General features: G+C 59.0%; 19 protein-coding genes. 13 read left to right on the plus strand and 6 right to left on the minus strand.

The window, feature by feature from the left end; translation table 11 throughout:
- Nucleotides 1-408: 408 nt before the first annotated feature.
- The 4 genes from MPAL_RS00005 (at nucleotide 409) to MPAL_RS00020 (ending at nucleotide 4,652) form a co-directional block, all read left to right on the plus strand.
- Nucleotides 409-1,704 (plus strand): ORC1-type DNA replication protein, encoded by a 1,296-nt coding sequence (locus tag MPAL_RS00005; RefSeq protein ID WP_048145474.1) that lies wholly within the window; start codon nucleotides 409-411, stop codon nucleotides 1,702-1,704.
- A gap of 5 nt (nucleotides 1,705-1,709) precedes the next feature.
- Entirely contained in the window at nucleotides 1,710-2,201 is a 492-nt protein-coding gene (locus tag MPAL_RS00010; protein ID WP_012616717.1) for an Lrp/AsnC family transcriptional regulator, read from the plus strand.
- A gap of 9 nt (nucleotides 2,202-2,210) precedes the next feature.
- Nucleotides 2,211-3,377 (plus strand): aminotransferase class I/II-fold pyridoxal phosphate-dependent enzyme, encoded by a 1,167-nt coding sequence (locus MPAL_RS00015; protein WP_012616718.1) that lies wholly within the window; start codon nucleotides 2,211-2,213, stop codon nucleotides 3,375-3,377.
- 84 nt (nucleotides 3,378-3,461) lie between these two features.
- Nucleotides 3,462-4,652, plus strand: a complete 1,191-nt coding sequence (locus MPAL_RS00020) for a DNA-methyltransferase (protein WP_012616719.1) — start codon at nucleotides 3,462-3,464, stop codon at nucleotides 4,650-4,652.
- Here the strand turns inward: MPAL_RS00020 and MPAL_RS00025 are convergent.
- The gene (locus MPAL_RS00025; RefSeq protein ID WP_012616720.1) at nucleotides 4,632-5,513 is read right to left on the minus strand and encodes a class I SAM-dependent methyltransferase; all 882 of its coding nucleotides are present in this window, start codon (nucleotides 5,511-5,513) and stop codon (nucleotides 4,632-4,634) included. The two genes, MPAL_RS00020 and MPAL_RS00025, sit on opposite strands and share 21 nt — an antisense overlap.
- Before the next feature lie 102 nt (nucleotides 5,514-5,615).
- Here MPAL_RS00025 and MPAL_RS00030 point away from each other — a divergent pair, with 102 nt between their 5' ends.
- The 3 genes from MPAL_RS00030 to MPAL_RS00040 are packed head-to-tail and all read left to right on the plus strand — an operon-like array spanning nucleotide 5,616 to nucleotide 7,011.
- Nucleotides 5,616-6,044 carry a GerW family sporulation protein gene (locus tag MPAL_RS00030; protein ID WP_012616721.1) on the plus strand — a complete coding sequence of 143 codons (429 nt, stop codon included), beginning with the start codon at nucleotides 5,616-5,618 and terminating at the stop codon, nucleotides 6,042-6,044.
- A gap of 29 nt (nucleotides 6,045-6,073) precedes the next feature.
- Entirely contained in the window at nucleotides 6,074-6,778 is a 705-nt protein-coding gene (locus MPAL_RS00035) for a DUF2953 domain-containing protein (protein WP_012616722.1), read from the plus strand.
- Nucleotides 6,775-7,011, plus strand: a complete 237-nt coding sequence (locus MPAL_RS00040; protein WP_012616723.1) for a hypothetical protein — start codon at nucleotides 6,775-6,777, stop codon at nucleotides 7,009-7,011. The genes MPAL_RS00035 and MPAL_RS00040 overlap by 4 nt, the downstream gene beginning before the upstream one ends.
- A gap of 8 nt (nucleotides 7,012-7,019) precedes the next feature.
- On the opposite strand, the gene nrdD is transcribed toward MPAL_RS00040, so the two are convergent.
- Together nrdD and MPAL_RS00050 are read right to left on the minus strand one after the other, a co-directional pair.
- Nucleotides 7,020-9,212 carry an anaerobic ribonucleoside-triphosphate reductase gene (gene nrdD / locus MPAL_RS00045; protein ID WP_012616724.1) on the minus strand — a complete coding sequence of 731 codons (2,193 nt, stop codon included), beginning with the start codon at nucleotides 9,210-9,212 and terminating at the stop codon, nucleotides 7,020-7,022.
- Nucleotides 9,209-9,484, minus strand: coding sequence for a glutaredoxin family protein (locus MPAL_RS00050; protein ID WP_012616725.1), 276 nt, complete (start codon nucleotides 9,482-9,484; stop codon nucleotides 9,209-9,211). Before MPAL_RS00050 ends, nrdD begins: the two co-directional genes overlap by 4 nt.
- 147 nt (nucleotides 9,485-9,631) lie before the next feature.
- Here MPAL_RS00050 and MPAL_RS00055 point away from each other — a divergent pair, with 147 nt between their 5' ends.
- From MPAL_RS00055 to cca, 3 genes are read left to right on the plus strand one after another with little or no spacing between them, the layout of a single operon-like run.
- Nucleotides 9,632-11,077: an oligosaccharide flippase family protein gene (locus MPAL_RS00055; RefSeq protein ID WP_012616726.1), complete on the plus strand. Its 1,446-nt coding sequence runs from the start codon at nucleotides 9,632-9,634 to the stop codon at nucleotides 11,075-11,077.
- 40 nt (nucleotides 11,078-11,117) lie between these two features.
- Nucleotides 11,118-11,657: an RNA 2',3'-cyclic phosphodiesterase gene (gene thpR / locus MPAL_RS00060; protein ID WP_012616727.1), complete on the plus strand. Its 540-nt coding sequence runs from the start codon at nucleotides 11,118-11,120 to the stop codon at nucleotides 11,655-11,657.
- Nucleotides 11,654-13,051 (plus strand): CCA tRNA nucleotidyltransferase, encoded by a 1,398-nt coding sequence (cca, locus tag MPAL_RS00065; RefSeq protein ID WP_012616728.1) that lies wholly within the window; start codon nucleotides 11,654-11,656, stop codon nucleotides 13,049-13,051. The genes thpR and cca overlap by 4 nt, the downstream gene beginning before the upstream one ends.
- On the opposite strand, the gene MPAL_RS00070 is transcribed toward cca, so the two are convergent.
- Nucleotides 13,052-13,390 carry a P-II family nitrogen regulator gene (locus MPAL_RS00070; RefSeq protein ID WP_012616729.1) on the minus strand — a complete coding sequence of 113 codons (339 nt, stop codon included), beginning with the start codon at nucleotides 13,388-13,390 and terminating at the stop codon, nucleotides 13,052-13,054.
- A 334-nt stretch (nucleotides 13,391-13,724) separates the two neighbouring features.
- Between MPAL_RS00070 and MPAL_RS13980 the strand changes: the two genes are divergently transcribed.
- The 3 genes from MPAL_RS13980 to MPAL_RS00085 are packed head-to-tail and all read left to right on the plus strand — an operon-like array spanning nucleotide 13,725 to nucleotide 16,326.
- Nucleotides 13,725-14,768 carry a hybrid sensor histidine kinase/response regulator gene (locus MPAL_RS13980; RefSeq protein WP_012616730.1) on the plus strand — a complete coding sequence of 348 codons (1,044 nt, stop codon included), beginning with the start codon at nucleotides 13,725-13,727 and terminating at the stop codon, nucleotides 14,766-14,768.
- Nucleotides 14,769-14,796: 28 nt separating this feature from the next.
- Entirely contained in the window at nucleotides 14,797-15,705 is a 909-nt protein-coding gene (locus tag MPAL_RS15580; RefSeq protein WP_012616731.1) for a DMT family transporter, read from the plus strand.
- Nucleotides 15,706-15,750: 45 nt separating this feature from the next.
- Nucleotides 15,751-16,326, plus strand: a complete 576-nt coding sequence (locus MPAL_RS00085) for a class I SAM-dependent methyltransferase (protein WP_012616732.1) — start codon at nucleotides 15,751-15,753, stop codon at nucleotides 16,324-16,326.
- Here the strand turns inward: MPAL_RS00085 and MPAL_RS00090 are convergent.
- Both MPAL_RS00090 and MPAL_RS00095 read right to left on the minus strand, forming a co-directional pair.
- Nucleotides 16,309-18,897, minus strand: a complete 2,589-nt coding sequence (locus MPAL_RS00090) for an AAA family ATPase (RefSeq protein WP_012616733.1) — start codon at nucleotides 18,895-18,897, stop codon at nucleotides 16,309-16,311. The genes MPAL_RS00085 and MPAL_RS00090 overlap by 18 nt on opposite strands.
- On the minus strand, nucleotides 18,897-20,213 hold the full coding sequence (locus tag MPAL_RS00095; protein ID WP_012616734.1) for a metallophosphoesterase family protein: 1,317 nt from the start codon (nucleotides 20,211-20,213) through the stop codon (nucleotides 18,897-18,899). The genes MPAL_RS00090 and MPAL_RS00095 overlap by 1 nt, the downstream gene beginning before the upstream one ends.
- Between the last annotated feature and the right edge of the window lie 54 nt (nucleotides 20,214-20,267).

Genomic DNA, 20,267 nt, shown 5'->3' on the forward strand with positions numbered 1-20,267 from the left:
TTATAGTATTAAATTCATAATTACTCAATGCTCGTATCTCATTTTTAGAGAAGAAGAGAATCTATCTCGTGTTCTCATGTTCCATAGGAAATAAAGGGGTGGGGGTACATTTTTTTGCTTCCAAGTGTTCTGATACCAAATTCAACAGATATTCCTGGGTGTTCTTCCAAATTAATCTAAAAATCCAGAGATCAGGAGATCATCTTCAGGGAAGATCGTGATCTCAATAATTCTCCAGTGGAAAAGAGGGGGTATATAAATTCCATAACTCTGATCAGATGAAACGCTCCACTATGATGGAAGTTTGAGATTCTCCACTGGAAATGAAGGGGTATCGATCGATTATCAGGTGATAAGCGATCATCTTAATAGAAACAGATAGCTAATGTACAGATTCCAGTGAACGAGATGCCTGAAGAAGAATGCGATCAGAACAGATCAATGGGGCTTTTTAAGAAGTATCTGACTGATCGGAATAAAATTTTCAAGAACAGGGAGGTTCTCAGGCATTCGTACCGTCCTCATATCCTGCCTCATCGTATGCCCCAGATCGATGAGATCGCCTCAATTTTGGCCCCCTCCCTTCGCAACGAGACCCCCTCAAACATCCTGATCTATGGAAAAACTGGCACCGGGAAGACTGCAAGTGTCAGATATGTGGGTTCTGAGCTAGAAAAAGCGTCAAGTCAGAATGTGGCTACCTGTGCTGTGGTCCATATCAACTGCGAAGTAATCGACACCCAGTACCGAGTGCTGGCTCAGATCGCCAAGGATATCGAGAGACCTGACGAAACCCCCTCAGACAAGCTCAGACCCCATATCCCGATGACCGGCTGGCCGACAGACCAGGTTTATATGGAACTGAAGAATCAGCTCGAGGCACGCGGCGGTGTACTGGTGATCGTCCTCGACGAGATCGACAAGCTGGTCAAGAAGAGCGGGGACGACACCCTCTACAACCTGACCAGGATCAACTCTGATCTCCACAGTTCCCGGGTCTGTATCATTGGCATCTCTAATGACCTCAGCTTCAAGGATTTTCTGGACCCGCGGGTCCTCTCCTCCCTATCAGAGGAGGAGATCGTCTTTCCCCCGTACAATGCTCCGCAGCTCTGCGATATTCTCCAGCAACGTGCAGAGAAGGCGTTTGTCCTTGAGACACTCGATGAAGGGGTGATTCCGCTCTGCGCGGCTCTGGCTGCCCAGGAACATGGAGACGCACGCCGTGCGCTCGATCTACTTCGGATCTCCGGCGAACTCGCCGAGCGCGAGGAGGCTGAGAAGGTCGCTGAGAGCCATGTCAAGAGTGCTCAGGCTAAGATCGAGACCGACTCGATGATCGAGTGCATCTCGACCTTGCCGACGCAGTCCAAGGTGGTTCTCTACTCGATGCTCCTCCTCGAGCAGCTCGGGCATCTGATCTTCACCTCCGGGGAGGTCTGCAGAGTCTACCAGGAACTGGCCTGCCACCTGGAGATTGATGTGCTGACCAATCGGCGGATCACTGATCTGATCTCAGAGCTGAACATGCTCGGGGTGATCAACACCCGGGTGGTCTCCCGCGGCAGGTATGGACGGACCAAGGAGATGTGGTTCGATGCAAACTCGACCAAGATCCAGGAAGTGATCCAGAAGGACCCACGGCTCACAGAACAGGGGCTCGGGCAGATGGATCGCACCTGGCTGAAACAGACATTTAGGTGATTATCATGGATCAGACAGACCGTGACCTCCTCCATCTGCTGGAGGAGGACAGCAGGATAGCAGTGGAAGAACTCGCAACGATGCTTGAGACGACGGCAGAGGAGGTCGCAGCCCGGATGGCGACCCTCGAAGAGGCTGGTGTGATCAGAAAGTACTCTGCGGTGATCGACTGGGAAAGGGCAGGTAACGGCGAGGTCTCTGCGATCATCGAGCTGAAGGTCAGCCCTGAGCGGGACTTCGGGTACGACCGGCTCGCCGAGCGGATCTCACGGTTCAAGCAGGTCCGGTCGATGCGGCTGATTACTGGCGCTTATGATCTGCAACTCCAGGTGACCGGCAGAAACATGCAGGAGGTGGCCCGGTTCGTCTCTGAAAGGATCGCGACGATGGAACAGATCCGGGAGACGGCGACGCATATCGTTATGAAGTCGTACAAGGAGAACGGCACGGTCCTCTTCACCCGTGAGACTGACGAACGGATCCCGTTCTCATTCTGAGGCACCTGTATGAAGGATCGGATATCTGAACGGGCCCGGGTGATCCCACCGTCAGGGATCAGGAAGTTCTTTGATATCGTCCAGACGATGGACGAAGTGATCTCACTCGGTGTCGGCGAGCCGGACTTTGTGACCCCCTGGAACATTTGTGAGGCCGCGATCTACTCGATCGAGCAGGGGAAGACCTCGTACACCTCGAACCGGGGGCTTCAGAACCTCCGCGAGGCCCTTGCGGCACGGATGGAGCGGGTATATGCCCTCCAGTACCACCCTGACCGGGAGATGATTATCACCACCGGCGTGAGCGAAGGGGTTGATATCGCGGTCCGCGCGATCGTCGACCCGGGTGACGAGGTGTTGATTGCAGAGCCGAGCTATGTTTCGTACGCTCCCACAGTGACCCTGACCGGTGGGGTTCCGATATCAGTGGAGTGTCGAGAGGCAGATCGGTTCAAGCTGAACCCCGATACCCTCGCCGAAGCGATAACACCGAAGTCCAAGGCCCTGATCATCAACTTCCCGACCAACCCGACCGGAGCCGTGATGACCAGGTCCGACTACCGGGAGATTGCCGATCTGATCACCGACCATGACCTTATCCTGATCAGCGACGAGGTCTATGCCGAGCTGACCTATGAAGGGACGCATGTCCCTGCGGCCACGGTCGGTGACCTCTGGGAGCGGACGATCACGCTGAACGGTTTCTCCAAGGCCTACGCGATGACTGGCTGGCGGCTCGGGTACCTCTGCGCTCCAGAAGATCTCTGCGATGCAGCCTTGAAGATCCACCAGTATGTGATGCTCTGTGCTCCGATTATGGCCCAGATGGCGGCGAATGAGGCTATTCGATCTGCAGAGGAGGAGAAGGACGCGATGATCAAAGAGTACCGGCAGCGGCGGAACCTCTTCGTCGAGGGGTTGAATCATATCGGCCTCCACTGCCATCTGCCGGAGGGTGCGTTCTATGCGTTCCCGTCTATTGCCTCCACCGGCCTTTCGGACGAGGACTTCGCCGAGCAGTTGCTGCATGAGCAGCATGTGGCGGTCGTCCCGGGATCGGTCTTCGGGGCTGGCGGAGTTAACCATATCCGCTGCGCCTATGCGGTCTCACGGCCGGACCTGACCGAGGCGGTCAGACGGATCGGTCTCTTCATCGCTGACCACCAGCGGGCTTGATCGACCTTCACTTTTTCACTCATTCTGCCGGTCTCTTCTGCCGGGCAGTGTTTCATATCCCCTGACTCCCTTAGTGGCAACAGGATGGTGCCGACACCAGATCTGCAGAACGATCGGTACAGGGTGATCGTGGTCCCCTTGGCTGCTCCCCTCTCACCGGAGGGTTCAGCCCTGATAGGAAGGATCGGTGCAGGGTTCAGCCCTCAGGATCTGCTCCTCTCCCTGACTGATACCTCCCTGACATGTCACCTGCATGCCCTCTCCCCCAATCTTCTCCGCGATCGGATCCAGATGATCAGTGCCGCATCCCCGCGACCAGGGTCTCTCGCCGGCGCCGTAGCGGTGCTCGGAGGGCTGGCCGATGCCGTGGATCGTCAGACCAGCTACACGATCCATGATGGAAAACGAGTCTATGCCGGCTTTACGGCCGAACGGAAGGTTATCGGGCGGAGCGAGAAGGTACAGCGGCGGGGGGGTTGTTATTATGCCGGGGACCACCAGTTCAGCAGGGAGGAGAACCGCCTCTCTGGTGTTCCAGTGGACTCGATCGTCTGCGGGGACAGCGAGGAGGTGCTCTCCCGCCTGCCTGACAACTGCGTGGACCTGGTGCTCACCTCGCCGCCGTACAACTTCGGTCTCTCATACCACGAAGGAGATGACGGGCGGCACTGGGATGCCTACTTCAGCAAACTCTTCTCGATCCTCGACCAGTGCGTCCGGGTACTGAAGTTTGGCGGCCGATGTCTGGTCAACATCCAGCCGCTCTTCTCCGACAACATCCCGACCCATCACCTGATCTCGCAGCATCTGCTGTTGCGGCGGATGATCTGGAAGGGGGAGATCCTCTGGGAGAAGAACAACTATAACTGCAAGTACACGGCCTGGGGCTCCTGGAAGAGTCCGTCGGCCCCGTACCTGAAGTACACCTGGGAGTTCATCGAGGTCTTCTCGAAAGGGGACCTCAAAAAGACCGGTCCCAAGGAGGGGATCGATATCACAGCCGATGAGTTCAAGGCCTGGGTGGTGGCCAGGTGGTCGATTGGGCCTGAACGGCAGATGAAGCGGTATAACCACCCGGCTATGTTCCCTGAGGAGCTGGTTGAACGGGCCCTGAAGCTCTTCTCCTATCAGGGTGATCTGGTCCTCGATCCGTTTAACGGGGTCGGCACCACCACGCTGGTCGCCCGGCGGCTGCAGCGCAGGTTCATCGGGGTCGATCTCTCTCCGGAGTACTGTGCGACCGCCAGGGAACGGTTATCTAACCGGGGAACCTGACCGTTTCTGATCTGTCCTCCAGGAGATCCTGGCATAGGTCGAGGGACTCGTGAACAGAACCCCGTCGGGGATCACCACCCTGGTCAGGTCTAGGTGGGTTCTCAGCACCCCCTCCTGCCGCTGGTCGGTGATGCTGAATCTGGGTGCGAAGAACTGGTACGCCTCCTCCATGTCTCTGAATCGGTAGGTCTTGTCAGCGGGGAACATCCGGATGTCGGCGTAGATCCCGTGCTGGTAGAGGAGATTGAAGACGATGTCGGCCTTGGGACCCGGGGAGAAGTGGGCATGGTGGAGTTCAGGCCAGAGGGTCAGGTACTGCTGCTCCCAGAAGGAGTTGTCCACGAACCAGTACAGCGCCACGAGCCCGTCGGTGACCTGGTTCATCTTAGAAATGGCCGCCCAGAGGTCGATCATCACCAGCGAGAACGAGACGATCACCAGGTCGTAGGGGGGGGCGAGATCCTCTGTTGAATTGACATCCTCCCAGCGCTTCTGGATGCAGGTGATGTTGTCGATCCCCTCGCTCTGGATATGTTCCTTCAGCACCTCGACCATCCCGCCGGCCGGTTCAACGGTGGTCACCGACCTGACCAGTGGTGAGAGTGGCAGGGCCAACGTGCCGGGGCCGGCCCCGATATCGAGCACCCGTTCCTTCCTGTTCGGATGGAGGTCCCGGATCGTCTGCTGCACCCGGGCGGAGTACTGCTCGCGGGAATTCAGATCGTACCTGGCTGCATTCTTCTTCTCTCCCCAGAGATGGACGGAGTCATGGTAGGATGGGGTGGCATCATACCGTTGCTGAGATCTCTGCCAGACCTGGTTCCAGTCCGGTTGTTCAAAGTTCGATCGATCGCTCTGCATCAGGGAATGCTATCTGGTCCTTCTCTTTTTTAATAATGGGGGTGGAGGGCCGAATATGTTTATATATTATCTCCGGTTAATACAGACGCGAGGTACAACGATATGGCAGGTGAAGAATTTCTAAAGACAACGGTCGATGAGCTCGAGAAGCTCGTCTCCACCAAGAACATCATCGGCGACGCGATTCCGATGGGCGAACGGATTGTGATTCCGGTTGCAAGCTATGGGTTCGCGTTCGGCGGCGGGTACGCCAAGGGGAACGATACGATGAAGGGCGAAGGGGGTGGGTCCGGAGCAGGGGCCGGGATCACCCCGATTGCTGTGATCATCATCGACTCCACTGTGAAGGGACGTGACGGGATCCAGGTGCACATGCTCAATAAGAAGACTGAGATCTCTGAATTGATCAGCACCATTTCGACATCGCTCGTTCCGCAGATCATCGAAGCGGTCAAGAGTAAAATGGATAAGAAGGAGAAGAAAGAGAGCGCTGAGAATACAGAGAACGAACCCGAGACCGGATCTGCCTGATCCCTCTCATCTTTTTGACCCCTTCGGCCATGCCCATCCTCTTGACGATTCTGCTGATTCTGCTGCTACTCATTGTTCTGGCAGTCCTCTACCTGCTGCTGGTCCCGATCGATCTCCAGGTCACCGGGACGCTGGACCCTGAGGGGATGACCGCAGCAGGCGGTCTCACCTGGGGGGTAGCCGGGCTTGTGGCCGAGCACCGACAGGGAGATCTCAAGACGGGTGTCTCGCTCTTCGGCCACCGGTTCTGGTTTTCGATGGAGCGGGGTCGGCAGAAGCCCGAAGGGTCGGTTAGGTCGAAAGAACCGGAAAAACCGATTGCATCGGCCGGGGAGAGCGAAGAGCACCAAGAGAAGAAGCAAGGGTCGTCCGGGCCGGGCGCCGGCGAGGTGATTGGCATGGTAGAAGAGGTCTGGCCTCGGATTACCGATCTGCTCGGGTCGACGTTCAGGGCACTGGAGATCAGGTCGATCAGCATCGATATGACCTTTGGCCTCTCCGACGCCGCAAAGACCGGGGAGGTATTCGGGTACCTGATGGCGATTCGGGGAATGCTGACCCCGGTCCCCTGGTTCTCGATGGGGGTGACTCCGGTCTTTGATACGATTACCCTCGTCGGTACCGGCTCCGGCACGCTCAGGTTGAACCATCCGGGGACGCTACTCGTCCCGGCCGCCCGGTTGCTGCTCAGCAGACCGGTTTGGCGGATGATCCGGACGAGGGGTACATCATGAAGCACGAGACCACCTATCAGGCGGGCGGGATGGTGCAGGTCGGCGACCGACAGATCGTGCCGATAGAAAAGGTGAGTGTGCTGAGGATAACCGGGGTGCTCTCTATTCAGAAGACAGGGGTCGGGCTGTTGATCACCGAGGGGGAGGAGCAGTACCTGTTCCCCTTTTTTGAGGAGATCACCCCCTCCTGGGTAGAGGAGCACCTCCCTGGGGTGCTCAGGTCTCCTCTCTGACCTCTCTTCTAGATCGTTCCTCTGCTGTCGACCATTCCTGATGGGGTGGCCGGCTTTTTAATGGATTTTTTACCGGGTTTCTGTTCCCGGTACTGTTTGAGCGTCACCGTCAGGTCCCTGGTGAACGCGAAGTAGCCGACCTGGGTGCTCTTGCAGAGTTTCATCGCCATATCCATCAGCCCGCGGGGGTCAGGGCGTGCCTCGCCGAGCCAGATGTGGAAGATGTTTCCCCCGTCGACGATCGGGAAGAAGACATGCTCGACCTCCATCCGCTTGGGTAGCGGAACATCGGCTCCGGGAGCCACATGCGTGCCATTGGTGTAATAGATCGGGAGGTCATGCGTGGTTCCGATCCGGGCCAGGGCATCCGGCAGGTTTCCCTTGATCACCTTCATCGCATGCGCCCGGTACCGCCGGTCGATCAGATCGGCGACTGCGAACCGCTGTCCGGTCGTCTCTGCAGGGGTCCGGGCCAGAGCGATCGTCATGTGGTGCCGCCTGGAGAGTTCTTTGGCATAGAGTTCCATCTCGGTCATCGCCCGGATGGCTAGGGCGAAGGCCTCACGCGACTGGTGCAGCTCGGTGCCGACATGGTGCTGCACCATCTCGTTCACCCCGACGATCCCGATCGTGTAGACAAGTGACTCCAGGTCCACGGCCACAGCTCCTCGTTCCCCGGTGTTTGGATCCTTGGGCCGCTGCATCGCAAACGGCATCCTGCCGTTGGTCCGGATCAGGTTCATCCACCGGCGCTTGATCTTAAACGCCTCGACGGCCCGATCCATCAGAGCCTTCAGTTCGGCGAAGAGGCGGCTGTCATCCCCTTCTGCATTGTAGGCCGCACGCGGGCAGTTCACCGAGATCACCTGCCAGGAGCCCATCGAGAAGTGCATCCCATCCTTGAAGATCAGCTTGTCGTCGAAACCGGAGTCCTCCTCTGCGAGGGTGGAGAACTGGTAGGCGCAGCACTGGTAGCAGGAGATTCCCTTGCCGGCCCCGCGGTACGCCGGCATCTGGTTGTCGTAGTACGGGGTTCCGAACTTGGAGGCGAGCTCGAATGACTTCAGGTACAACTGCTGGTAGGTGGGGAGGTCGGGATGGGTCGCGTTGAACCCTTCGTCCTCCTGCATGAAGTCTGGCTCGACCGAGATCTCGGGTTTGGGGAATGAGAACGGTTTGCCCCAGGCGTCTCCCTCCATCATCACCTCCATCAGCGCGAGGAAGAGGAGCCTGACCTCCCGCTCGAACTCGCTGTACGTCCGGAGCGGGGCCTGCTCCCCGTCCCAGACCTTCCCCTTGTACACGCAGGGCTTGTCCTTCCAGAGCGTCGGCACCCCGGGTGAGAGCTGCACCGATGAGAAGACCAGCTGCCCGCCCCGGGCGACCATCATCTGGGTCATTTCGTAGACGAACATCTGCATCAATTGCTTGATCTCGTCGTACGGAACCCCTTCGACGAACGGTGCCAGGAAGGTCAGAAAGTTGTAGTAGCCCTGGCCCCCCGCGAAGTTGGTCTGGGCGGAACCGAGCGCCTTGACGGCGTGGAGGACCGCCACCTCCGCTCGCTTGGCAGGGCCGGCCACCGAGGCCTTCGTCCCGTTGCCGTCGGGCATCAGCCCGTAGTACAGGAAGTAGCGAAGGTCCCAGTCCTGGCAGAACGGGCGCGTGCCGAAGTACTCCAGGTCATGGATGTGGATGTCCCCGGCCAGGTGATGATCGGCGATGGTCGGTGGCAGTTGGAGCAGGTACTGTTCCTTGCTGATCTTGTCAGCCTTCTTCTTGTGCGAGGTCTCTGCGTTCTCCTGCAGGTTCGCGTTGTCATGCGCCTCGAACCCCCTGCCGACATCGATCAGGTGGGCGTCGTACACCGGAGTTCCGACCCTGGTACAGACGTTCCGATACTGGACCAGCCCATGCTCGAGGAGGGTGATGTTCATGATCTCCCGGATCAGCGGGCCTGAGAGGGCAGTCAGGTGGAGGGCCAGGATCCGTTCCTCGACCTCTGCGGCGATCTCCCGGGCCTGCTCGACAGTGGCCCCGGTGTAGCCGTAGAAGGTCTCGACCAGTTTCGTCTCGTTCAGGATCTGCTGGACGATCCGTTCCCGGTCCCACTCGAGGATATGCCCGTCCGAGGTCCGGACTGGCGGCAGGGCAGGGACCCAGACCCCGTCGAGGGTGGTCTGCTGTGTCTGCTGCGTCACATCTGGTCACCCTTGATGAAGGGCCCCACGTTCTTCTCGTTCACCGCACCCCCGGTGAAGAGGTCCGCGGAGGTCAGAAAAGCCATCCCTCGCTGCAGCACTGGAGCCTCGTTCACAAAGATCCCGTTCAACCGCAGTTCGGTCAGGGAGGCAGCAGTGGACATGTCCTCCTCGGTGTAGGCCACCCCATGCCCTTTCAGGTACTCCTTCAGAATCTCGCAGTTCGGACAGAATTCAAGTGTATATACGGTCAATTTTGGCGCCGGCGACATCAGACTCCCTCCATAAAGTAACAGTACCATAGGTCATCGCGGTGGTAAAAATTGTAGTGTTTGATCTGGACCTGCCACTATCTTCATCAACCTGTATGGAGACTCTGGTACCACGTGTCCGAGAGAGAGAGTCCGCGTGATCGACTGATGGGAATCACTCCTGTCCGGAGACAGTCGTTCATCGGGTTCATGTCAACCATCGGCTCGACGATTGTCGGATTCATCTCGACGGTTTTTATCGCCCATGTGGCCGGTGCCGGCCCGCTCGGGGCCTTCTACCTGCTCACCGCTTATACAAACATCCTCAACCTGATAGCCGACGGTGGCACAGGTGGGGCGGCGGTGCAGCGGATCGCAGAGGGAGATGAGGAGAACGCTTACTTCTCAGCCTTTGCCGCGGTTCGGTTGCTCCTCTGTCTGCTGACCATCGGTGCACTGTTGATTGCCCGCCCGTTCCTGGTGAACCTGGACCAGGCTGGCCTCTTCCCCTGGCTGGTCATCACCGTCCTGGTCGGCACTGTCAGCGCGCTGGCCGTGACTGGGGTCTATGGCAGGGGGAAGGCCGGAGTCTCACAGATCGCCGACCTGACCGGCACCATCGTCAGGGTGATCGGGCAGGTGGCCCTGGTGGCGCTGGGCTATGAAGTGGCTGGCCTGGCCGGGGGGATGGTGGCAGGTCTCGTTGCGGCTACACTCGTCGACTATCGGTTCCTCGACCTCTCCTTCGTCAGGTTCCAGTGGCGGCACCTCATTGGCCTCTGGTCGTTCGCGGTCTGGTCGTTCCTCGGCGGGATCACCGCCGTCGTCGTCGGGTCCGTCGATACGATCCTGCTCGGTCACTTCCTTCCGAACAGCGATGTCGGGTTCTACCGGACCGCCTTTCAGCTCGCGACGATGGCCCTCTTCACCACCCTGGCGGTCAGGTCCTCGCTGGGGCCGCGGATCACTCGGTGGTTCCGGGAGGGAGCGATCCCGGCGATCGAGGAAGCGCTGGCCCGGGCCTTCACGTACGCGTTTCTGCTCGCGGTTCCGGTCTGCACTGGTGGTTGGCTGCTCGGGGGACGACTCCTCTATTACCTGTATGGGGAACCGTTCGTGGCCGCCACCCCGGCCCTTGCCGTCCTCTTCGCCGCTGAGGCGGTGACAATCCTGGTGACCCTGGAGGGGATGTGCCTCGGCTCGATGAATCGCCCGCGCGAGACCGTCACCGCCGCAGCTGCCGCGGCTGTCGTGCTGCTCCTGCTGGACCTGTTGTTGATCCCCCTGATGGGGATCACCGGGGCCGCTGTCGGGCTGCTCGCCTCGATGGTGATGAACTGGGTGCTCCTCCACCGCTCGCTGAAGCGGCAGATGGTGGTCAGAATAGAACGGCACTCAATCCAGGTCATCCTCTCCGCATCGATGGTGATGGGAGCGGTGGTCCTGCTGTACCGGATGGTCGTGTCGATTGATACACTGCCGGCCCTGCTCGGGGCGGTCCTCGTCGGTGGAGTTGTCTATGGGGGGCTTGTTCTCAGGGGAGATCTGGCCGTCCATGACGAGATAGCGACTCTGGTTCGGGATCTCGGTCTCCCCTGGCCGTCATGGCTCTGATCGATCACCCTTTAGTAGTTCGCTGCCCATATTCTCTGCAATGGTCAGGGCTTTCATCGGAATTGACCTTCCTGCATCGATCAGGGAGGAGATCGCGGCTGTGCAGCCGGCGCTTCGGGCTGTACCGGCAGACATCTCGCTGGTCAATCCTGCGATAATCCATATCACGCTCCGCTTCATCGGCGAGGTCACTGAGGAGGAGATTGGAAGGATCAGTGCCGCCCTGCAGACGATAAAGGTCAAACCGTTCCCGGTCTCGATACGGCCGGTCACACTGAACAGCCGGACACGGCCCAGGGTGATCTGGTGTGGTGTTGAAGATCAAGGGCGATCTGCGGCGCTCCATCAAGCAATCGAGGCTGTGCTCTCCCCACTCGGGTACGAGCCTGAAGCCCGGGCCTTCACCCCCCATGCGACGGTCGGGCGGATCCGACGGGGCCACTCCTCCCTCGAAGGGGTCATCGATTCCCTTGGTCAGAATGGGTTCGGTGACTTCGAGGTCGGGGAGTTCAAACTCAAACAGTCCGTGCTGACGGCCAAGGGCCCGATCTATACCGATCTCTGCGTGGTGACGTTGTGAACGAGGAGGAGATCCAGCCAGTGCTCGCCCGGGTCATCGAACGGATCCGGCCTGAGGCCGAAGAGGTGGCGGCGATCTGGCAGGTCGCAGACAGGCTTATCGCTGCAGTCATAGCATCCGGTGCTGCAGAACCGATGGTGGTCGGTTCGGTGGCTAGGTCCACCTTTGTTCGAGGCGACCGGGATCTGGACCTCTTCATGCTCTTCCCTCCCGATCTCCCGCGGGAAGCGCTCGAGGGGCAGGGGCTTGGTCTAGCCCGCTCGCTGGCTGATCAGTTCGGGGGAAATTACCAGGAGAAGTACGCCGAGCACCCGTACATCAACACCACCATCGATGGAATCGATGTCGACCTGGTCCCCTGTTATAAGGTCACCTCTGCGACGGCCATTCAGTCGGCGGTGGACCGGACACCGTTCCACACTCGGTATGTGATCGCACGGATCGGAAATTTGGCCGACGATGTGCTCCTGCTCAAACAGTTCGCCAAGGCCTGTGGTGTCTATGGTTCAGACCAGATGACCGAGGGGTTCGCCGGCTACCTCTGCGAACTACTGGTCCTCCACTATGGCGGGTTCCTGCAGGTAATGGCCGCGGCTGCTGGGTGGCGGTCTAGGACCGTCATCGATCTGGAGCAGCATGCGACCAAGACCTTTGATGAGCCGCTCGTCGTCGTCGACCCGGTCGACCCGAATCGGAACGTCTCCGCCTCGGTCTCCCTCTCCAGAATGTTTGAGTTCGTGGAGATGGCCCGCGGGTTCCTTGAGCACCCTGGAGAAGAGTTCTTTGTAATTCCAGATCCAGAACAGATCAGCAGAGAAGATCTCTCTGCAGCGCTTGAGGTTAGGGGGACCTGCCTCTGTGCCGTGACCTTTGCGACTCCCCCGTTCATCGAGGATGTGGTGGTCCCGCAGCTCCGTCGCTCCCTTGATGGTACCTGTCACCTGCTCGAACGGTCAGGATTCATGGTCAACCGGGCGGACGCCTGCATGGGGGAGGAGCAATGTCTCCTCCTCTTTGAACTGCTGGCCCCGTCGGTGGCCCGTGTCAGGCGGCATATCGGCCCGCCACTCTCGAGCCGGGATAATGCAGAGAAGTTCCAGAAGAAGTACAGCGATCCTTCCCTATCCATCACCGGGCCGTACATCGAGGACGGGCGGTATGTGGTCGAGGTGCTTCGCCAGTTCACCACCCCGGAGACGCTGCTTGGTTCGGAGCTGCTTCTTACGGTCTCGCATGGAAAGCATGTCCGTCGATCGCTGAAGAAGGGATGGCAGGTCAGGCTGGGGGATGACTGCTGGTCAGAGGAGTTTGGATGTTTCTTCAACGCATTTATGAATGCCTCGTCCCCGCTGGTCCGTCTTCTCAAGAGAGGGGCCGACGGGGGCCAGGACTGATCAGATAACCTTCTCCCCGCGCTCGCCGGTTCTGACCCTGATCACCTGCTCAAGCGGAATCACAAAGATCTTGCCGTCCCCGATCTCCCCGGTTCGGGCACTTGAGCAGAGGGTCTCAATCACCCCTTCGAGGGCGCTATCCTTAACGACCACCTCGATCTTGATCTTGGGGAGCATATCGATCACATACTCTGACCCCCTGTACTGCTGTGTGATCCCCTTCTGCTCACCTCGCCCCTTCACATCAGAGACGGTCATCGAGGTAACTCCGATCTCCTCGAGAGCTTTCTTCACCGGTTCAAACTGCGTCTCGCGTATGATCGCTTCAATCATCTTCATGATATTCCCTCTTGACAGGCCCTCCTGTCCCTTTCTCCACCGGAGATAGAAGTTTATTTCCTGCTATCTATATTTAATAATATCTTATTTGAAGACTCTGATGTACCTGGTCCGGCGATGCCCACCCTTGTCAGAACTGCAGAGCCTTTCTTTCTCTCTCAATCCAAAAAAAAGTTTGGGTGCCCGATATCGGGAGTAACAGGTATTAGCGATTCCATAGGTGCGAGTGTTCCGATAGAAGGACAAAGATATATATCCTCGCTCCCTGTATTTGTTGCTAGACAGTTCTCTGCCCTGACGCCGGATTGCTGCCTCTTTCCCCGGGTGACAACCGATGATTACAGTTCTCTTTGTGGATGATGAACCAGATTTTCTTGACTTGGCCGGTGATATGCTCAGCCGGTATACTGACCTGGCAGTGGATCTGCTCGTATCGCCGGAGGAGGCGCTCGAGAAGATCAGGACCGGGTTCTATGATGTCGTCGTCTCAGACTATGATATGGAGGGAATGAACGGAATTACGCTCCTTCGGACATTGCGCGGGGAGGGGAATACAATCCCCTTCATCATGATGACCGGGATCGGTTGTGAGCATACCGCTATTGAGGCACTGAACAGTGATGCGGACTTTTACCTGGAGAAAGGGGAGGAGCCCGGTCAGATGTTCGACCATCTCGCACGCAGGATCCACGAGGCCGCCCACCGGCGTCTGAACGCCCAGGCACTCAAGCAGGCAAATCGGAAGTTGAATCTGCTCTACAGTGTGACCAGGCACGACATCCTGAATCAGCTGACGATCGCACTCGGGTTCATCGAGATCATGAAGAAGAAGGTCTCCGATCCCTCAGAGATGCGGTATATGGAGAAGATCGAGCGATCATCCAAGACGATCTATTCACTGATCGAGTTCACGAGAACCTATCAGGAGATCGGAGTCAAATCGCCGAGCTGGCAGTTTCTCGCCGGCACGCTCCGCGGGTCCGTTGCCTCTCTCGATCTCAGAGGGGTCGCGTTCACCCAGGACGTCGGAACCTTTGAGATCTATGCCGATCCGCTGCTGGAGAAGGTCTTCTACAACCTGATCGACAATGCGCTCAGACATGGTGAACATGTGACCGCCATCACCGTCAGTGCTGGTCTCCGGGGGGATGGCGCGCTCTTGATCACAGTTGAGGATGATGGGGTCGGGATCCCGGTCTCTGAAAAAGAGCGAATATTCGAGCGGGGGAGGGGTAAAAATTTTGGATGGGGGCTCTTTCTGGTCAGAGAGATCCTCTCGATTACCGCCATGATATTGCAGGAGACCGGGGTTTATGGGAACGGTGGACGATTCGAGATTCTGGTCCCTCCCGGTTACTTCCGGTCTGATCCGCACTGATATAGGTTCAGCCCCCCACCTGATCGGGATGGGGACTGAACAGGGCGACCAGGGGCTGCAGAGGAGGGCAGTGATTCAGGCCCTCCTCTCGGCCTCATTCTTCGGGGCGACGATTCCGCTTTCCAAACTCTTTCTTGAGGATGTCGGTCCCCTGCAGGTCTCGGGGCTGCTGTACTCGGGTGGGGGGGTGACCTTACTCGTCTGGACGGTTCTTCTTTTCTTAGGCGGGAAGATCCCAGCTGACCGGTGGATCAGGAAAACTGACCTCCCGTGGCTTTCGGGTGCGGTGCTGGTCGGCGGCGTCACTGCTCCGGTGGTGCTGATGATCGCCCTGACGGTCACACCGGCCGCCACCGCCTCGCTGCTGTTGACCACCGAGGGGATCGCCACCGCCCTGCTGGCTACTCTCTTCTTTTCAGAGCAGATCCGGCGACCGATCTGGGCTGGAATAGCCTGCATCGCCGGTGCGAACATTCTCCTTTCGCTGGAGTCTGAGAACGGCTGGGGGATCTCTTTCGGGGCGCTTGGGGTCGTCCTTGCCTGTCTGCTCTGGGGACTTGATAACAACCTGACCCGGAGGGTGGCGATGAGAAACCCGCAGATGGTTGGGGCAGTGAAAGCGACTGTGGCCGGTGGATCGGCCCTTCTGTTGAGCTGGGCCGTTCATGAACCCTCTGCAGGTCTCCTCGCCATCGGTGCGCTGCTGCTGATGGGGGGCCTCTGCTACGGCTTCTCGATCGTCCTCTTCATCAGTGCCGTCAGGACGATAGGGGCCTCGAGGACGGCGGCCTTCTTTGGGGTTGGTCCATTCGCAGGGGCTCTGGTCTCGTTTCTTCTCTTCCAGACTGCTCCGACCCTACCGTTGTTGATAGCGCTACCACTGTTGATCACTGGAACGCTGCTGATTGCCAGAGTGCATCGTGCCCCGATCCGGTGAGGTTGAGAATCTTTATCAGCGGCGACCCCACCACTCTAGATCACCATGAAGGAGAAGAAGGCAGACCATGAGCATGACCCCAAAGAACGGGTGATCTGGCAGGATCCTGATCGGATTCTTGGATCGATCGGAGTCAGAGAGGGAGCGACCTTCATCGATGTCGGCTGTGGGGATGGATTCTTTGCCCTGCCGGCAGCGGTGCTGGTCGGGCTGACAGGAATGGTGTACGGTATAGATGTCGACGAAGGGCGGTTGGCCCGGCTTTCAGCGCAGGCTCGTGAACAGGGGCTCGAAAACATTCGCCTGGTCAGAGGCGAAGCTGAGGAGAGTGTCCCCTGTCAGGGGTGTGCAGATATCGTCTTCTTTGGGACCTGTCTGCATGACTTCGCTGACCCGGCTACGGTGCTGCAGAACGCCCGGTTGATGCTGAAGCCGGGGGGAATACTGGTGGATCTGGACTGGAAGAAGGAGGAGATGCCGCTTGGACCCCCGTTCCGGATCAGGTTCAGTGAGGAGGAGGCTGCATCCCTGATCGCCGGCGCCGGATTTCAGGTCAGGGATGTCGTCCCGTCCGGGCCATATTGCTATCTGCTGACAGCGGCCCTACCGTCTGACGACTGAGGATATCCCGTCTACCTTGGTGACCCGGTAGAGTGTATCGACGAACCCTTCGAGTTCTTTCTCGTGCGATACCATGATCAACTGGTCGCAACCGGCGTCGAGGAGGATATCCCGCAGCCGATAGAGCTGACCGGCGCTGAACCCGTCGGTCGGTTCGTCAAGGATCAGCAGGGACTTCTGGTCGGCCCCGCTCTCATCTCTGACGATGGTGTTCAGGGCCAATCGGTAGGCCAGCGCCAGCGAGGTCCGCTCCCCACCTGAGAGGCTGTCTGCATCCACCTCAAAGCCGTCCTGTTCGACCAGCGGGGTGAAGGCTTCGTCGACCCTGACCGAGATCTCCTCCGCTGCGATCAGGTCGGTGAACCATTGCTGGAAGAAGCAGTTGAAGGTCTCGTTGATCTGGGCCAGCCTGGATCGTTCGATCGATTCGACGGCTGGGAGGAAGTGATCGCGGAGCCATCGCCGCTGCTCTTGGAAGACCTGCATCGTACCGGCCTTCGCTCGTTTCTCCAGGATAACCTTCTTCAGATCTTCGCTGGTTCTGGTCTGGTACTCCACCTCCCGCCGCAGTTGGTCCAGCACCTGCTGCTGTTCCTGGATGACATCCCGCTGCCTGGTCGCGGTCGTCTCCAGGTCAAAAAGTTCCTGAAGTTTCACCTCGGCGTCGGCGAGGGCTTCCTCTCCTGTTCTGATCGCTTTGTCAAGGTCCAGAATATCAGTTTCGACCGATCGGATCGCTTCCGCGTTGGCGTTCCTCCGCTCAAGGAGCCCCTGTTTTGTTTTGATTCTGGCGTTCAGGGCTGAAAAGGTCTTCTCGACCTCCTCCTCTTCGAGGTCCCGGATCGTTTTCTTTGCCTGGATGTACCTCGTCACCTCGTCGGTGAGAGCTTCGATCGCGGAGGTGACATCCTGACGCTGCTGTTGCAGGTCCAGGGCGAAGGTGCCGGTGGTGAGCGCCTCCCGGATCTTCTGCTCCTCGTCGACTGCAGTGCCGAGCCGCTCCTCCTCCTGTAGCAGTCCGCCTATTCTGGCTGTGATACCAGCGAGCTCGGTCTTCTTCCTGTTGCAGGTCCGTTGCTCCTCTTCGAGCGCTGCCTGCTCGATCCGGGCACTGCTGATCATCTCATCGGCCTCCTTGAGCAGTCCGGCGAGATCCCGCTGCCAGCCCAGGATCTCGTCGGCCTTCGCCCAGGTCTCCTGCTCCATCGCGACCAGGTGCTCTCTGGTCAGGGTCTGCTGGCACTGGGGGCAGGTGGCTCCCTCCCCGATGGCGGCAATCTGCTCCCATTCGGTCTTCAGGGTCTTCAAGCTCCTCTCCTGGGTCTCCCGTTCAACTCGGATCCTCTCCCTCCCCTGAACCAGGGTGTTCACCCGGGCGGTCACCTCCGGCAACCGCGCCACCGCCGTTTTGAGGGGTTTTAGGGCCGCGCTGATCGTCTGCTGCTGTCGGGCCAGATTCTGCCGTTCATCATGGATCGCCTGCGCCCGCTCCCGGTCTCTCTGGCACCGGCCTGCCCGCTCCTTCAGGTGTTCCTCTTCAGCTCTGATCCGGGCTGTGAGGGCTGCTTCCCTACCCTGCAGATCCCGGTGGTAGAGATAACGCTCTTCAAGGGTGACTATCGCCCGTTTCTGTTCCAGGAGATGCTGATACTTCGGCTTTAGCTGGGCCAGGGCCTCCTCGTCACCTGCGATCAAGATGAGATCTCTATCGATCCGCTTCTCTTCATCGAGCAGCCCCTGGCGCTGTGCCTGCCTGGCTTCTCTGGCCGAGGTCAGACCGGGGAGGGAACCTCGGAGGGTGCCGACCTTCTCCTGGAATGGAAGGAGGGAGGCGATCGCCTCGTCGATTCGGGTGACGGCCCCGGTCAGGGTAGCGAGGAGTGCTGCCTGTTCTGTCACCCCGGCCCTGGCCTGCTGGCATCCGAGCAGCACCTCTTCATACTGCCGCTCGTCCTCCTCCAATCCGGTGCAGAGGCGGGTACAGATTTCGATCTCCGTGTTCAGCCACTGCCTGATCACAGCCTCCTCGGTGTTGGTGGCCGCCCACCGGTACTGTTCGATCCCAAATGCCCTTCTGAGGATGTCGAGCCGCTGCTCCTCCTTCATCGAGAGGACCGCTTTCATCGCCTCCTGGGGAGTGTAGATTGCGTACCGGAAGATTCGAGAGGTGGCCTTGGGGTCGGGCTGTTCGTGGAACCCGAGGATCGCGAGCACCTTCGGTTTAAGGTCGGCGGGTGCGTAGGCCTCTTCGCCATTCGGCCCGGTTAGTGAGCACGGCCCCTGGTTCACCCCCTTCTTGGTCCTGACCAGTGTCCGGTTGATGGTGTACTCCTCCTCGCCAGTGATGAAGGTGAGGCTGACCTCCCCGCGTTTCTGGTGGTGCCTGAGGAGGTGGGTCGACTTCACGTCGCCGAGGCCGAAGAGGCCGAACTCGATGGCCGAGAGGATCGTCGACTTTCCGCTCCCGATGTCGCCTGAGAAGAGGGAGATCCCGGGTGAGAAGTCGATCGTGATCGGTTCCTCGCCATAACTCCGGATGTTCTGGATCCGGAGGTGTACCAGGTGCAGCATCAGCGGTCCTCCTGGTGTCTGAGGAGGGGCTCGACACCACGCCTGATCCGAAGGGTGAAGTCGTCCTTCCGCTCGTCCTCACGCTTCTCCTCTTCGAGGGCGGCCAGGAGTCTGACGGCGGTGGAGACCCCGTTCTCACCGGTCAGGAACTCCAGTATCTTCCTGGTCTTTCCATCCGTGATCTTGGAGTCTGGGGAGAAGGTGGCGGTGGATTTGGCGAAGATAGTCCGCTCGATCTCGTCCCGGTTCTCACCGGTGATCATCTGTTCGGCCTTATCTGGCGACCGAAGATTCGATCTGCTGATCTTCACGACAAGCGCCCCGTCAGCCTCAAGGTGCTGCCGTACCTCTTTAAAGCCCACCTGGTGCGGGGCGCCGGAGGAGAGCGTCCCCTTCACCGAGAGGAGAACGATTGCCCCTGCGACGTCCAAGCTGTTTTGGACCTCCTCAAGGAGTGCGGTCACCTCAGCCGGGCTCTTCTGGTCGGCATCAACCCGCTCGACGATCACATCGGGGAGATGGACTGGGATGAACTCGCTGGTCGCTTCCCCTCCCCGGAGGGTCACCAGGAAGAACCCGCGGCTGGCCCCTGCCGCCAGCGCTTCGAGGTCTTGGATCTGGTGGCCGAGCAGGGGGCCCGGGTAGGCGATCGTCCCGTAACCGTCCATCTGCACGGAGATGCGGGTGTGGATGTGCCCGCCTGCATAGTAGGCGAACCCGCGGGGAAGGAGTGTGAGCGGGACGCCCTCTTCGAACGCCTTGCCTACAGGTTGTAACTCGCTGATCGCCGAGTGGAAGAGGAAGATCTTCGTTCCCTCCTCCTCTTCCAGCCAGGTGCGGTCTAGGTCCTGGTAGAGGGCCGCCTCCAGGCCGTTCTTTCTCCCGTAGATCCCGGTCAGCTTCACCCCGGTGGGCTGGTCGATGACGAACGGCAGTCGGAGTCCCTCTCCGTCGGCTGTCTGATGGTCTCCTTCTGGACTGACCCTGCAGAAGAGGCCGGCCGAGGCCAGGATGTCGATGATCGAGGTGCCGGTCGGGGAATAGTCATGCGATCCATAGGTCAGATAGGTCCGAATCCCGTGATCTGAGAGCCTCTTTAGATGGGTAACAGCCTCCCGAACAACGCCCAGGTCGGGAAGGTTTCCGTCGAAGAGATCCCCGGCGATCACCACAAAGTCCACCCTCTTCAGAATACAGGCCGAGATCGTTTCAGCGAAGGCGGTCATGTTCAGGGTTGAGAGCATCCGCTCGCGCCATGCGCCGATATGGAGGTCAGCCAGATGAGCGAATCTGGCCTGTACTGGTCTCTCTTCCATCGATCCTATAGTATCAAATGGATGTCAGACTCTGTATTTCTTGCCCTAGGTTCA

It is taken from the genome of Methanosphaerula palustris E1-9c (assembly GCF_000021965.1).
Lineage (GTDB): Archaea > Halobacteriota > Methanomicrobia > Methanomicrobiales > Methanospirillaceae > Methanosphaerula > Methanosphaerula palustris.

Excerpts from the sequence above, each read along its gene's own strand:
- MPAL_RS15580 (WP_012616731.1), top strand. The coding sequence starts at position 14,797 with ATGGGGACTGAACAGGGCGACCAGGGGCTGCAGAGGAGGGCAGTGATT.
- MPAL_RS00005 (WP_048145474.1), top strand. The coding sequence starts at position 409 with ATGCCTGAAGAAGAATGCGATCAGAACAGATCAATGGGGCTTTTTAAG.
- MPAL_RS00020 (WP_012616719.1), top strand. The coding sequence starts at position 3,462 with ATGGTGCCGACACCAGATCTGCAGAACGATCGGTACAGGGTGATCGTG.
- MPAL_RS00030 (WP_012616721.1), top strand. The coding sequence starts at position 5,616 with ATGGCAGGTGAAGAATTTCTAAAGACAACGGTCGATGAGCTCGAGAAG.
- MPAL_RS00050 (WP_012616725.1), bottom strand. The coding sequence starts at position 9,484 with ATGTCGCCGGCGCCAAAATTGACCGTATATACACTTGAATTCTGTCCG.
- MPAL_RS00025 (WP_012616720.1), bottom strand. The coding sequence starts at position 5,513 with ATGCAGAGCGATCGATCGAACTTTGAACAACCGGACTGGAACCAGGTC.
- MPAL_RS00090 (WP_012616733.1), bottom strand. The coding sequence starts at position 18,897 with ATGCTGCACCTGGTACACCTCCGGATCCAGAACATCCGGAGTTATGGC.
- MPAL_RS00070 (WP_012616729.1), bottom strand. The coding sequence starts at position 13,390 with ATGAAGATGATTGAAGCGATCATACGCGAGACGCAGTTTGAACCGGTG.
- MPAL_RS00085 (WP_012616732.1), top strand. The coding sequence starts at position 15,751 with ATGAAGGAGAAGAAGGCAGACCATGAGCATGACCCCAAAGAACGGGTG.
- MPAL_RS00010 (WP_012616717.1), top strand. The coding sequence starts at position 1,710 with ATGGATCAGACAGACCGTGACCTCCTCCATCTGCTGGAGGAGGACAGC.
- MPAL_RS13980 (WP_012616730.1), top strand. The coding sequence starts at position 13,725 with ATGATTACAGTTCTCTTTGTGGATGATGAACCAGATTTTCTTGACTTG.
- thpR (WP_012616727.1), top strand. The coding sequence starts at position 11,118 with ATGGTCAGGGCTTTCATCGGAATTGACCTTCCTGCATCGATCAGGGAG.
- MPAL_RS00040 (WP_012616723.1), top strand. The coding sequence starts at position 6,775 with ATGAAGCACGAGACCACCTATCAGGCGGGCGGGATGGTGCAGGTCGGC.
- MPAL_RS00095 (WP_012616734.1), bottom strand. The coding sequence starts at position 20,213 with ATGGAAGAGAGACCAGTACAGGCCAGATTCGCTCATCTGGCTGACCTC.
- MPAL_RS00015 (WP_012616718.1), top strand. The coding sequence starts at position 2,211 with ATGAAGGATCGGATATCTGAACGGGCCCGGGTGATCCCACCGTCAGGG.
- MPAL_RS00055 (WP_012616726.1), top strand. The coding sequence starts at position 9,632 with ATGGGAATCACTCCTGTCCGGAGACAGTCGTTCATCGGGTTCATGTCA.
- MPAL_RS00035 (WP_012616722.1), top strand. The coding sequence starts at position 6,074 with ATGCCCATCCTCTTGACGATTCTGCTGATTCTGCTGCTACTCATTGTT.